Origin of the sequence: Pseudomonas sp. SORGH_AS_0199 (assembly GCF_031453735.1) — a bacterium.
Classification (GTDB): Bacteria; Pseudomonadota; Gammaproteobacteria; order Pseudomonadales; family Pseudomonadaceae; genus Chryseomonas; species Chryseomonas aestiva.
In genome coordinates, this window is the sequence record NZ_JAVJAE010000001.1 from 4237546 (window position 1) to 4250232 (window position 12687).

The window sequence follows — 12687 nt, forward strand, 5'->3', positions numbered from 1 at the left end:
TAGGCCAAAGGATAGGATGTGGGAATCATAAGGGAGGTGATATGAACGTACATGATGTATTTGGAATACAGCCCGCAGTGCAAGAGCATTCGTACATTGATCGAGGCAAACTCGACCAAGCACTACGTAAATTGCTAGATAGAAAACAGACCCATGTTGCTATTCGCGGCGCATCTAAATCCGGCAAATCATGGTTGCGACAGCGCGTTCTTGAAAATCCGATAGTAGTCCAATGTCGATTCAATTACACGACAGTCGACATATACAAAGATGCCCTTTCACGACTTGATATACAACTTGAGACTGAACGTACGAGCTCCAGTGCATTTGGAGGAAAAATCACGGCTTCGGGTGAAGCTGGCATGAAACTCTTAGCAAAGGTCCAAGGTGGCGGCGAAGCAAACTACTCCGAAGTCAACACCACGAAAAACCAAAGTGTTGGCAAGGACGCGACCGACTTAGAGTTTGTGGCTGCCCTGATCAGGGGGTCAGGCAGGACGCTCGTAATCGAAGATTTTCACTATCTTCCCGAGCTTGAGCAGAAAAAGTTCTCTTTCGATCTCAAAACGCTATGGGACTATCGAACGTTTGTGGTGGTGGTTGGAGTATGGATAAGTTCAAACATGCTTATCACCCTCAACACTGATCTTTCAGACCGAATAGAAGAACTATCAGTTACTTGGTCAGACGAAGAGTTGGGTAACGTGCTAGACAAAGGCTGCCTTGCCTTGAATTTGAGGATGAAGAGAGAGATCAAATCTCAGTTGGCGGAGATTTCCTACGGCAGCGTTGGCTTACTTCAGAAGCTCGCACTGCGATATATCGATGATGAGCTGGGTATCACCCAAGCAGCGCCCGAGGGCACTGAGATTGTTCTTGATGATGCCTCAAAGGTTCAGGACTCTGCTATGCACGTAGCAGACCAACTCAACCAGCTTTATCAAAATTTTGCTAGACGAGTTAGTGAAGGTATTAGAACACGCAGTAATGCGACGGGGATCTATGCCCATGCAATGGCGGCCATCATGGCCGCAGATGATAAATCTCTCACCGAAGGCTACAGCGCCAAGAGCATTCATGCTGTAGCTCATACCCGGCAGAGCCGTATTCAATTACCCAACCTGAAAACCGTGTTATTGAAGTTTCCTCAGCTCCAAGTAGACCAGGACGGCCGAGGACTGGTACTAGCGTATGACTCTCATAACGAGCTAATCAGCGTTGTAGACCGACAGTTGCTACTGTATCGAAGATTTGCCACCATCCGCTGGCCATGGGAAGAGATCATTGCAGAAGTGGGTGAAGCTGAAGGGGTGTACGAGGCAGAGTAAGGACCATGTCCCTTACTTTGCTGATGGGGCTTGTAGCTCAGCATACCCCTGATTGAATCGGTCTTACTTGCGTTGACGGTTTCGAAGAACCGCTTTTAGTCGATTTCAGCGGGTAACAACAGTCAGCCCTTGGCCGATTGATGTCTGTCGTGGAGGACAGAAATTGACGATTGATGTCTACGTATCAGATGGTTGCCGTGGGCGTATAGCCGCCAATTGTGACTAGAATAAAATAACCGAGAATGGCATATAGACACTCGTCTAATGAACGCAAAAATCGACTGCAATGTCGCCTTCAAGCTACTGAAATTAGCTTGAGATGCATTCAATCAAGAGGTCAGTAACTTTATGCAGCAAAATGCTTAAATCAAGATCTTGATTATATTGCCTGATTGAAAAACACATACAATTAAGGATTTCTATGTCAAATGCAAGTGAGACCAGAACAAAATTCAACAATGTTTGGCCTGCAAGTTTTTTGTTTCCTACGGAAGAATCCGTAACTCAACGTCTTGCGAAGCATAATTTGGCATCTGTCTTTCTTCCGATTCAGGTAAAACACTCCGACAATCACAACTTCCAGACATTTCTTTCGCACTGTATCGATTCGCTGGATTATCTGCCTCTCCGTCCTGATTTTTCGTTTGATCAAGTATGGAAAGCGCTTGATGCGGAATTTTTCCGAGTGAAGGCCATCCCTGGAACTCCTGCTAATCAATCTAGATTTTCCGCATTCTCACTACATGTATCAAATAGCAGCTTCACTTCAAGGTCGCATCATAACTTAGCCGCATATATCCCTTTGCAAACTTGCGAGTTCTTTGCGAAAAGGATTCTCGACAGCACCTCCAACCCAAACGAGCATTCCGAAGCCTTTACCAAAAGAGTGAAAAGCACGTTGGGCGCGGGACTGCTTAGTGATATCCACAATAAATACGACAGTGGATGGCTTACTCCGAGCAAAAGAGCTGAAACCCAAAGGAAACTTGGAGGGCTGCTCAAGATTATAATATCCGAAAGAGAAGTCACAGTGGGTGCGAACACATACCAGCTCTCTGCCGATGAAGTTTCTCATCTAATGATAAGTACAATTCTCCCGCAATTTAGAAATGAGCGCTTTCATGGAAGTGTACGCCCTCCATTTAGGTCAAGTAAAGCGACACTTAAGACATATGCCCACGCTTACTTTTTATTTATGTATGCATATTCTTTGATGTGCGAAGTGTTTCTATATCGTCAGTTTGATGTAGTGCAAGCAGCAGATGTGCTCGCATCTACGAAAAATAATCTCGATAGATTTCTCAAGGTTTTTGGCGACCAGTTGCAGGCTTGAAAATTACAAATTTAAATGAGTAGTTTCCGAAGAATGATGAGCTCAATTGGATGGGAGCTCAACGGGGTAATAAACGTCGCTAGCGTGCGCTTCATCTAAATCAGGTTTGAATCGACGCTACTTTTGTAGACACATTGAATGACCGTTTAGGGCCGCTAGCGGCCCTATGGCACCGGCGGCTTTTGGCCGAAAACAGACATTGATCTGTCGCAATGCTACCCTCGGTCGGATGCACTCAAGGCAGGCCCATGGACATACCGTCAAACTTCATCATTTATCAATCCAAGCACTGGATTCTCAACCACCGGATGGATAGTGCGTTGGCGGGCTACCTGATGCTCAGCGCAAAACAGTTGACCAATTCCCTGTCAGCGCTGCCGATCGAAGCGCAAGCAGAGCTGGGTGTGTTGCAGGCGCGAATCCAAAATGCCATCGAAGCTCATCTTCAGCCCAAACACCTGTATTTTGGTCGCTTTGGGCATGATGCGGGTTACTCCATTCACTTCCACTTCATCCCGGTGTATGACTGGGTGGAGGCCTTATTCTGGCTGGACGAAAGGTACAGGCTACTTCAAACCTTCGGCTCCATCGATAGCGCGCTACTGCAAACAGACGGGGCAGAACTGATGCTGTTTGTCTGGCGGGAATTTTGTGAACGCGCTGTGCCGCCACCGATACAAGGCCCCTGTGTTGATGAAGTTATCGCCGCCTTGCGCAGTGCTTTTGATTAAATGCGGTCGCGGACCCAGAAGGTCAGGAGACTGCTAAGCTATTACTCAATATTAGGCGCCCAGATGTGATCTTCAGTTAGCCATGTACCGATGACTATTGACGAGGTAAATTTGGAAGTTCGGCAAATCACCCTAAGTGACATTAAAGGATTTCACTCGCTTTTTTGTGAAGTGAACGCCGAAGGCAGTTACTCGGCTCGATCAAATCCGCCCCCGCTAGAGGTAATAGAGCGAGCAATAATGCAAGCGGTAAAAAAATGCTGGCCTGTATACGTTATAGAACATCATGGTCAAATAGTGGGTTCGGCGGAGGCCTACCCGGAAAGCTGCTGCCGACCTGGCGGTAGCGATAGCATCGGTGTTCTGGGGATGCAAGTGAAACGGGAATATCGCCGCAATGGCCACGGCTCAGCTCTCCTTTCGGCAGTAATTGAGCATTGTCGAGGTGCGGGCTTCACTTCGGTGGACCTCAGTGTCTTTGAGTCAAACAAGCCAGCCAGATCACTTTACGAAAAGCTTGGTTTTACCCGCCTGGAAGACCTTCCGCCGTGCACTCTGGCGTGCGGCAAGATTGAGCAGCCCATTAAAATGCGATTAGCGCTCTGACCAATATTCAGATCGCTCGGCTCAGGGCTGACAATGTCAATGTGTGATGCCTAGACGATTATGAATATACGTAATTCCGAAGCAATTGATGATTGTGAATTGCCCCTAATTTCATAGACACTGCTATGCCCCTGTGCTCGACGAGACGTTAGAGCAAACGCTGATAGCAGCCTGTTTGGCCGGTATCTGCCCCCCGCCAACGGCAGCTTTGGTTCGTTTTCGGACACTCCAGATGAAGCTCATCGATCGGCGGCTGGTATCGTCCACTCTTATGTGTACCGGTTTTTCCGGCTGCTGAAAAAACATGCTTAGGCGTGTCCCCAAGCTTTCGATATCCTATCCCTGCTGCGCGAAGCGTCGCCACTGCGCTCGTGAATGCCAAAAATTTTTATCTTCGATACCTATCCCAAAACGAGACGCTGATGATCGAACCACAAGGACGTATCGAGCTTTCCGGCCTTGAATGCCGACCTCTTGGGCCAGATGACGCCGAGATGATTGACTTGCACCGTCAAACAATGTTCCTTGAAGCTGGAGGAGATCCGGACAAATTACTAGTTATGGCTGGACATTTTCTCCCATGGCTGGAGGAGCGGCTGGATGACGGTCGGTACTACGGATTTGCACTCTGCGATGCCGATCAGGTTGTAGGAGCTATCGGTCTCATGACCATCGACTGGCCACCCCATCCATCGCACCCAACCATGGATCAGCGTGGCTACGTGCTCAATGTATTTGTCGAGCCGACCTACCGTCGTCGGGGCCTGGCTTCTGCTTTGATGCAAATCGCTGAGGCTGAGTTTGCTAGAAGAGGAATCACCTACGCCGTGCTACACGCAACTCAGGTTGGAAAGCCCGTGTACGAGCAAATAGGCTGGGTGGGAACCTCGGAAATGGCCAAATCCATAACTTAATAATGGCCGCTTTTGGCCGTCCTATGCCAACCCATGGGCGCTAATACTGACCCCTGGCTCATAGCCCTCAAAGACGGCTACCTGCGATACATCGCAGTCTGGATAGATCCACTTGGCCCAGTTTGTTATCACCCATTCCTTGCTCAGCCCACACGTACCATGGTTGCTCTCGACAGGTAGACGAACCAGGGTCAAGCCAGCTTTATAGCCGGTGGTAACCATCAATCCAAGACGGCGGTCTTCTTCCAGTGTTTCGAAAACCATGAAATCCACCGTTGCTTCGTACGGGTATTTCCCAGGGGCCCTAAACACGCTTCCACGCTGAAAAGCATCGCTGGCGCAATCGATAAGCTTTGTCACTGGCTTCCACTCCATCCTGCGGACGATAGATTGTGCCCTATAGGACGCGCCCCAACCTATTTGGCCCGGGTAGCCGAAAAGCTGCGTTAGCAGGGGGCACTGTGCTCCACGCTCCTAGTTAGCGTTCAGACCGGCCAGCACGAACCTGAGGAGCGCCGCTACTACCACAGCCTGGGCCTCCAGATGGCGGACCCGACAGGCTTTGCCGAATCTCGGTGCAGGCCGTGCTTGGCTGCTAGCCGCCCTTCGCGAATGGCTGCTATGGGTCGATTCCTGCCGGTCAAGACCTACCCGTGGGGTTAGTCACATCCGATGCAAATGGCTGGTCAAGTCAGATGCAACTTTCCACCTAAGAGTCTAGACACTCCTGTGGCGCGCTCGACGTATGATCGCTGGCCGTGCGGCGCAATTCGTAGAGCCTGCCAGGATTCACCCTCATCAAAAAGCCAAAAGCCAAAAACCAAAAACCAAAAACCAAAAACCAAAAGCCCGCAATTACGCGGGCTTTTGGTTTCTTCTGCTAGACGTACCGGTCTATGCCGGACGCGGGATCACTCCCACTCAATCGTCGCCGGCGGCTTGCTCGAGACGTCGTAGGTGACGCGGGAGATGCCGTCGATTTCGTTGATGATGCGGTTGGAGACCTTTTCCAGCAGCTCGTAGGGCAGATGGGCCCAGCGGGCGGTCATGAAGTCGATGGTTTCCACCGCGCGCAGGGCGACGACCCAGGCGTAGCGGCGGCCGTCGCCGACCACGCCGACGGATTTCACCGGCTGGAAGACGACGAAAGCCTGGCTGACCTTGTGGTACCAGTCGGCCTTGCGCAGTTCACTGATGAAGATATCGTCGGCGCGACGCAGCAGGTCGGCGTATTCCTTCTTCACTTCGCCGAGGATGCGCACGCCCAGGCCCGGACCCGGGAAGGGGTGGCGGTAGACCATGTCGTAGGGCAGCCCCAGTTCCAGGCCGATCTTGCGCACCTCGTCCTTGAACAGTTCGCGCAGCGGCTCGACCAGCTTGAGGTTCATCTCCTCGGGCAGGCCGCCGACATTGTGGTGGGACTTGATGACGTGGGCCTTGCCGGTCTTGGCGCCGGCCGACTCGATGACGTCGGGGTAGATGGTGCCCTGGGCCAGGAACTTGATGTTGTCGAGCTTGCTGGCTTCGGCGTCGAAGACGTCGATGAAGGTGCGGCCGATGATCTTGCGCTTCTTCTCCGGGTCGGCTTCGCCTTCCAGGTTGGTCAGGAAGCGCTGCTCGGAGTTGGAGCGGATCACCTTGACGCCCATGTTCTCGGCGAACATGGCCATCACCTGGTCACCCTCGTGCAGGCGCAGCAGGCCGTTGTCGACGAAGACGCAGGTCAGCTGCTCGCCGATGGCCTTGTGCAGCAGGGCCGCGACCACAGAGGAGTCGACGCCGCCGGAGAGGCCCAGCAGCACGTTGGCGCTGCCGACCTGGGCGCGCACCTGGGCGATGGCGTCCTCGACGATGTTGGCCGGGGTCCAGAGGGCTTCGCAGCCGCAGATGTCCTTCAGGAAGCGCGAGAGGATGCGCCCGCCCTGCTTGGTGTGGGTCACCTCGGGGTGGAACTGCACGCCGTACCAGCCGCGCTCGTCGTCGCCCATGGCGGCGATGGCGCAGCTCGGGGTGCTGGCGACGATGTGGAAGCCTTCCGGCAGCTTGCCGACCTTGTCGCCATGGCTCATCCAGACGTCCAGGCCGAGCACGCCGTCGTCGTCGAGGTGGTCCTGGATGCCTTCGAGCAGGCGGCTCTTGCCGACCACGTCGACCTTGGCATAGCCGAATTCACGGATGTTGGAGCCTTCGACCTTGCCGCCGAGCTGCTCGGCCATGGTCTGCATGCCGTAGCAGATGCCGAACAGCGGTACGCCCAGGTCGAACACCGCCTTGGGTGCGCGCGGGCTGCCGGCCTCATGGACCGACTCGGGCCCGCCGGCGAGGATGATGCCGCGCGGAGCGAAGGCGCGGATGTCGGCGTCGTCCATGTCGAAGGGGTGCAGCTCGCAATAGACGCCCAGTTCGCGCACGCGGCGGGCGATGAGCTGGGTGTACTGGGAGCCGAAGTCGAGGATGAGGATGCGGTGGGCGTGGATGTCTTGGGACATGGCCAGGTCTCGATAGCGCTAGGTTCAGACGATTCGGGGCTGTAAGACAGCCCCGAATCGCAACGTAAGAACTAAGAGCCTGTTAGAAGTCCGCTGCGCGTCGGCCAAACCGCGTTGAAAATGGCTTCGGAATGCTCATTTACCCTTTGTAAACTTCGCTTCCTCAGCCATTTTCGCCTTGTTTGTCACTAGCTCGCGGCGCTTTTAACAGGCTCTTGAATCAGGAATCAGCTAACGCGGTAGTTAGGCGCTTCCTTAGTGATCTGCACGTCGTGGACGTGGGATTCGGCCATGCCGGCGCCGGTGATGCGCACGAACTGCGGTTTGGTACGCATCTGCTCGACGGTGGCGCAACCGGTGTAGCCCATGGAGGCACGCAGGCCGCCCATCAGCTGGTGGATGATCGCCGCCAGCGGGCCCTTGTAGGGGACGCGGCCTTCGATGCCTTCCGGGACAAGCTTCTCGGCGCCGGAGGCGGAGTCCTGGAAGTAGCGGTCGCTGGAGCCCTGGGTCTGGGACATGGCGCCCAGGGAGCCCATGCCGCGATAGGACTTGTAGGAGCGGCCCTGGAACAGCTCGACCTCGCCCGGGGCCTCTTCGGTACCGGCGAACATGGAGCCCATCATCACGCAGTAGCCACCGGCGACGATGGCCTTGGACAGGTCACCGGAGAAGCGGATGCCGCCGTCTGCGATCAGCGGCACGCCGGTGCCTTCGAGGGCGGCGGCGACGTTGGCGATGGCGGAGATCTGCGGCACGCCGACACCGGCAACGATGCGGGTGGTGCAGATGGAGCCCGGGCCGATGCCGACCTTGACCGCGTCGGCGCCGGCGTCAGCCAGGGCCTTGGCGGCTTCGGCGGTGGCGATGTTGCCGCCGATCACCTGCACCTGCGGATAGGTTTCCTTGACCCAGCGCACGCGCTCGATCACGCCCTTGGAGTGGCCGTGGGCGGTGTCGACGACGATGACGTCGACGCCAGCGGCGACCAGGGCGGCCACGCGCTCGGGGGTCTCGGAACCGGTACCGACGGCGGCACCGACGCGCAGGCTACCGGCGTCGTCCTTGCTGGCGTTGGGGTAGGCCTTGGCCTTCTCGATGTCCTTGACGGTCATCATGCCCTTGAGGGCGAAGGCTTCGTCGACGATCAGCACCTTCTCGATGCGGTGCTTGTGCAGCAGCTCGCGGACTTCCTGCTTGTCGGCGCCTTCGCGCACGGTGACCAGGCGATCCTTGGGGGTCATGACTTCGCGCACCGGCACGTCGAGACGGGTCTCGAAGCGCACGTCGCGGGAGGTGACGATACCCACCAGGTCACGGCCGGAGATCACCGGGACACCGGAGATGTTGTGCAGGCGGGTCAGGTCGAACAGATCGCGCACGCTGGCGTCGGCGTCGATGGTGATGGGGTCCTTCACCACGCCGGCCTCGAAGCGCTTGACCTTGCGGACTTCCGCGGCCTGCTGCTCGACGGTCATGTTCTTGTGGATGATGCCGATGCCGCCTTCCTGGGCCATGGCGATGGCCAGACGGGACTCGGTCACGGTGTCCATGGCGGCGGACACCAGGGGAATGTTCAGCTCGATGCCACGGGTCAGGCGGGTCTTGAGACTGACGTCTTTCGGCAGGACATCCGAATAGCCGGGGATGAGGAGAACATCGTCGAACGTCAGGGCTTCTTGGCTGATGCGCAGCATGGCGGGCGCTCCCGGGCGGGAAAATTTAGGAGCGCGACATTATACCTGCGCTTGGGGATGGGCGGCAACGCACTCGGACACCAACGGTAAGAGGATTCGATTTACGTGAGAATGACTATCAACATAGAATCGCCGCCACTTTACCCGCCCCTGCCGAGAACGCCCTTGAACACGCCGCCCAGAGCCCTTCGCCGTTTCGCGCCCTTCGCCTTCAGCACCCTGGCCCTGGCAACCAGTTCGGGCCTGCTGGCCGCGGAAAACGCCAGTCTCGCCCCCATGGACATTTCCGCCACGGCCAGCGAGGCGGACGACAGCTATCGGGCGGCTACCGCTTCCACGGCGAGCAAGAGCGATGTGCCGATCAGGGAAGAGGCGCAATCGGTGCAGACCGTGACCCCGCAGCTGATCCAGGACTACGAGGTGCGGACCCTGGACGACGCCTCGAAATTCGTGAGCGGCGTGACCCAGGGCAACACCCTGGCCGGGACCAAGGATGCCTTCGTCAAACGCGGCTTCGGCAGCAACGCCGATGGCTCCATCTTTCGCGATGGGGTGCGCTCGAATCTGTCGCACAACTTCGACGCCACCGCCGAGCGCGTGGAAGTCCTGAAGGGCCCCGCCTCGCTGCTCTATGGCGCCCTGGAGCCCGGCGGTCTGATCAACGTGGTCAGCAAGCAGCCGCAGTACCAGCAACGCACCACCCTGAGCGGCTCGGCCTATAGCGAAGGCGGCGGCAATCTCGGCATCGACACCACCGGCCCCCTGGGTGACAGCGGCTTCGCCTATCGGCTGATCGCCGAGCGCCAGAGCGAAGACTATTGGCGCAACTATGGCGTGGATCAGCACAGCCTGGTGGCGCCGTCGCTGTCCTGGACCGGCGAGCGCGCCAGCCTGACCCTGGCCTATTCCTATAACGATTACACCGGCCCGGTGGATCGCGGGACGGTGTTCGTCAATGGGCATCCCAGCAGCGCCAGCTACGACAAGCGCCTCGACGAGAAATGGTCCGAGAGCAAAGGCATCACCGAGACGGCTAGCGCTCGCTACGAGTACCAGCTCAGTGATGACTGGAAGACGCGGCTGATCTACGCCTGGAACAACGACAGGTACAGCCTGGACTTCGCCCAGCCGGTCTCGTTGGCCGCGAATGGCAATCTGCTGCGGACGGCCAATGGCGCCCATTACGATTACGAGACGACGTACGCCAGTTGGGACTTCATCGGCCGGCAGGATCTGCTGGGCCAACGCCATGATCTGCTAGTGGGCCTCGATCACGAGGATAACGACCAGTACCGTGGCAACACCTACCGCAACAACAATGCGTCGCGCCGCAACATCAATATCAACGCGCCGGTGTACGGCAGCCTGGCAGCACCCAGCCTCCTGAGCACGACCCAGAGCGATCAGGACAGCAGCCTGGAATCCACTTCGCTGTACTTCAAGGACAACTGGCACCTGAACGATCGCTGGATCCTGGTGCTGGGCGGCCGCTACCAAAGTTTCAAGCAGTACAGCGATCAAGGCCTAGGCCGGGATTATGTCGTCAATCTGGACAAGCGCGATCACGCGGCCCTGCCGCTGGCCGGCGTGGTGTTCCAGGCCACCGATACCCTGTCGCTATACGGTAACTACAGTCGATCCTTCGTACCGAACACCACCGTCGACGACCGCGGCAACACCTTCGATCCCGAAGAAGGCCGCAGCTTCGAGGTGGGTGCCAAGTACGACCTGACGCCTGGTCTGAATCTGAACGTGGCGCTGTACGACATCCAGAAGAAGAATGTGGTGACCACCAGCAACGTGGCGGGTGTGAGCGTGAGCGAAGCCGCCGGCAAGGTCGGCTCGCGGGGCCTCGAAGTGGACCTCACCGGCCATCTGGCCGAGCGCTGGGACATGATTGCCACCTACGCCTACGATCATACCGAGGTGCTCGACGATCCCAGCAACGAGGGCAAGCGCCTGCCCCAGGCACCCAAGCACAGCGGCAGTCTCTACCTGACCCACCACCTGCTGGTCCCCTCCAACCTCGGTGGCTGGCACCTCGGCGGCGGCGCGCGCTACGTCGGAGAGCGGGCCGGCGATGCGGCCAACAGCTTCTACATGAGCAGCTACACCGTGGCCGACGCCTTCCTGCGCTGGGACCTGCCGGTGACCGGCTACCAGACCCGCCTGCAGCTCAACGTCGACAACCTGTTCGACAAGCAGTACTACCCGTCGAGCGCCAACAGTCCGCTGCAGGTGGCGGTGGGCGAGCCGCGGACGGCGCGGCTGAGTGCCACGGTGAGCTTCTAAGCCAGCGGCCTGCCCTCACCCCAGCCCTGTCCCAAGGGGAGAGGGGGCGGATCGAAACGTGCAACACAGTGGAAAACGCTTCGCGGTTTTCCACGCTACGCCCAAGTTTGCATCACCTGTAGGAGCGGCCCATGGCCGCGATCCGATAGCAGCCTGCGCTCACACCAAAGGGAGAGGGACCGGCCCGGCGTCCTTAGCGGATGCCAGGCCCGTAGCGATGCTCTATCCTAGCCGCCCCGCTCGGGGCCTCGGCCCGCCTGACGGGGCTCTTTCAGTCTTCAGCCAGTCGCCTTCATGCTCGATCGTCGCGCCTTTCTCCAGCTCGCCACCGGTACCGTCCTGCTCGCCGGCCTGTCCGGTCGGGTGTCCGCGCGTGCAGCGGTCGTCGATGGCGAGTTCCCGCGGCAGGTGGAGCATGTGGTGGGCAGCACCCTTATCCCCCGCCAGCCCCTGCGGGTGGCCGTGATCTCCACCGGCCAGCTGGACGCCGCCCTGAGCCTGGGCGTGATCCCGGCGGGCACCACCCGGGTGGACAATCGCGAACTGGCCCCCGGCTATCTGCGCAGCGCCCTTGCCGGCCGCGCCGGCGAGCTGGACGCCATGGTCGATCTGGGCAGTCGCCAGGCGCCGGATCTGGAAGCCCTGGCGCGCCTGGCGCCGGATCTGATCGTGCTCAACCGCACCGTGCTCAAGGCCGGCGGCCTGGAGCTGTTTTCGCGCATCGCCCCCACGGTGGTGGCGCGCGGCACCGGTGGCAACTGGCGGCCGGACTTCCTCGTGCTGGCTGATGCCCTGGGGCGGCGCCAACAGGCCGAGCGCCTGTTGGCGGACCTGGATCGGGATCTCGCCGGCATCACGCAGCGCCTGGGAACTCAGCCGCCCTCCGCCTCGCTGCTGTTTTCCAGCGGCGCCCGGCTGCGTCTGATGGGCGCGGATTCCTTTGCCGGCGGCTTGCTGCAGGCCATGGGCGTGACCCGCCCGGCGGCGCAGCGCTTCAAGGGCACCTCGCGGGATGTCAGCGCCGAGTTGCTGGATCTGGCCGACGCCGACTGGCTGTTCTACGCCGAGCAGGGCACCGCCCTGGCCAGCCTGGAGCGGCAACCGCTGTGGCCGCGGCTGACTGCGGTGAGTCAGTCCCGGGCCGTTCGCGTGGATACCGACGCCTTCTATCTCAACGCCGGGCCCCTCGCTGCCCGCCAGGTGATCGGCACGGTCGCCGGCGCCCTGGGGATGACATGACCCCGCCGGCCCGCCCCGCGCCTCTTGCGCAACGGGCATCCGCCGCCCGCGGTGGCCT

10 protein-coding genes are annotated in these 12687 nt (G+C 58.3%); 7 read left to right on the forward strand and 3 right to left on the reverse strand.

The window, feature by feature from the left end; all coding sequences use genetic code 11:
• The first annotated feature begins 41 nt into the window (after window positions 1-41).
• The 5 genes from QE444_RS19860 to QE444_RS19875 all read left to right on the forward strand — a co-directional run bounded on the left by QE444_RS19860 (window position 42) and on the right by QE444_RS19875 (window position 4912).
• A complete protein-coding gene (locus QE444_RS19860; protein WP_309741206.1) occupies window positions 42-1328 on the forward strand; it encodes a hypothetical protein in 1287 nt (428 codons plus the stop codon).
• A gap of 421 nt (window positions 1329-1749) precedes the next feature.
• Window positions 1750-2661 carry a hypothetical protein gene (locus tag QE444_RS19865; RefSeq protein ID WP_309741209.1) on the forward strand — a complete coding sequence of 304 codons (912 nt, stop codon included), beginning with the start codon at window positions 1750-1752 and terminating at the stop codon, window positions 2659-2661.
• Between the two features lie 248 nt (window positions 2662-2909).
• Window positions 2910-3392, forward strand: a complete 483-nt coding sequence (locus QE444_RS19870) for an HIT family protein (RefSeq protein ID WP_309741212.1) — start codon at window positions 2910-2912, stop codon at window positions 3390-3392.
• A gap of 90 nt (window positions 3393-3482) precedes the next feature.
• Complete coding sequence (locus QE444_RS23705) at window positions 3483-3998, forward strand: GNAT family N-acetyltransferase (RefSeq protein ID WP_405046450.1); 516 nt, start codon at window positions 3483-3485, stop codon at window positions 3996-3998.
• Between the two features lie 422 nt (window positions 3999-4420).
• On the forward strand, window positions 4421-4912 hold the full coding sequence (locus QE444_RS19875) for a GNAT family N-acetyltransferase (RefSeq protein ID WP_309741215.1): 492 nt from the start codon (window positions 4421-4423) through the stop codon (window positions 4910-4912).
• A 21-nt stretch (window positions 4913-4933) separates the two neighbouring features.
• Here QE444_RS19875 and imm45 read toward each other — a convergent pair whose 3' ends face one another.
• From imm45 to guaB, 3 genes are all read right to left on the reverse strand, one after another.
• On the reverse strand, window positions 4934-5287 hold the full coding sequence (imm45, locus tag QE444_RS19880; RefSeq protein ID WP_309741218.1) for an Imm45 family immunity protein: 354 nt from the start codon (window positions 5285-5287) through the stop codon (window positions 4934-4936).
• Between the two features lie 536 nt (window positions 5288-5823).
• Window positions 5824-7401 (reverse strand): glutamine-hydrolyzing GMP synthase, encoded by a 1578-nt coding sequence (gene guaA, locus QE444_RS19885; protein WP_263259443.1) that lies wholly within the window; start codon window positions 7399-7401, stop codon window positions 5824-5826.
• A gap of 227 nt (window positions 7402-7628) precedes the next feature.
• Window positions 7629-9098, reverse strand: a complete 1470-nt coding sequence (guaB, locus tag QE444_RS19890) for an IMP dehydrogenase (RefSeq protein WP_059315777.1) — start codon at window positions 9096-9098, stop codon at window positions 7629-7631.
• A gap of 165 nt (window positions 9099-9263) precedes the next feature.
• Here guaB and QE444_RS19895 point away from each other — a divergent pair, with 165 nt between their 5' ends.
• Together QE444_RS19895 and QE444_RS19900 are read left to right on the forward strand one after the other, a co-directional pair.
• The gene (locus QE444_RS19895; protein ID WP_309741223.1) at window positions 9264-11390 is read left to right on the forward strand and encodes a TonB-dependent siderophore receptor; all 2127 of its coding nucleotides are present in this window, start codon (window positions 9264-9266) and stop codon (window positions 11388-11390) included.
• 294 nt (window positions 11391-11684) lie between these two features.
• Window positions 11685-12629: an iron-siderophore ABC transporter substrate-binding protein gene (locus tag QE444_RS19900; protein ID WP_309741226.1), complete on the forward strand. Its 945-nt coding sequence runs from the start codon at window positions 11685-11687 to the stop codon at window positions 12627-12629.
• Window positions 12630-12687 lie beyond the last annotated feature (58 nt).

Coding starts and splice junctions, on each gene's coding strand:
- QE444_RS19870 (WP_309741212.1), top strand. CDS start 2,910: ATGGACATACCGTCAAACTTCATCATTTATCAATCCAAGCACTGGATT.
- QE444_RS19865 (WP_309741209.1), top strand. CDS start 1,750: ATGTCAAATGCAAGTGAGACCAGAACAAAATTCAACAATGTTTGGCCT.
- imm45 (WP_309741218.1), bottom strand. CDS start 5,287: ATGGAGTGGAAGCCAGTGACAAAGCTTATCGATTGCGCCAGCGATGCT.
- guaA (WP_263259443.1), bottom strand. CDS start 7,401: ATGTCCCAAGACATCCACGCCCACCGCATCCTCATCCTCGACTTCGGC.
- guaB (WP_059315777.1), bottom strand. CDS start 9,098: ATGCTGCGCATCAGCCAAGAAGCCCTGACGTTCGACGATGTTCTCCTC.
- QE444_RS19875 (WP_309741215.1), top strand. CDS start 4,421: ATGATCGAACCACAAGGACGTATCGAGCTTTCCGGCCTTGAATGCCGA.
- QE444_RS23705 (WP_405046450.1), top strand. CDS start 3,483: ATGACTATTGACGAGGTAAATTTGGAAGTTCGGCAAATCACCCTAAGT.
- QE444_RS19900 (WP_309741226.1), top strand. CDS start 11,685: ATGCTCGATCGTCGCGCCTTTCTCCAGCTCGCCACCGGTACCGTCCTG.
- QE444_RS19860 (WP_309741206.1), top strand. CDS start 42: ATGAACGTACATGATGTATTTGGAATACAGCCCGCAGTGCAAGAGCAT.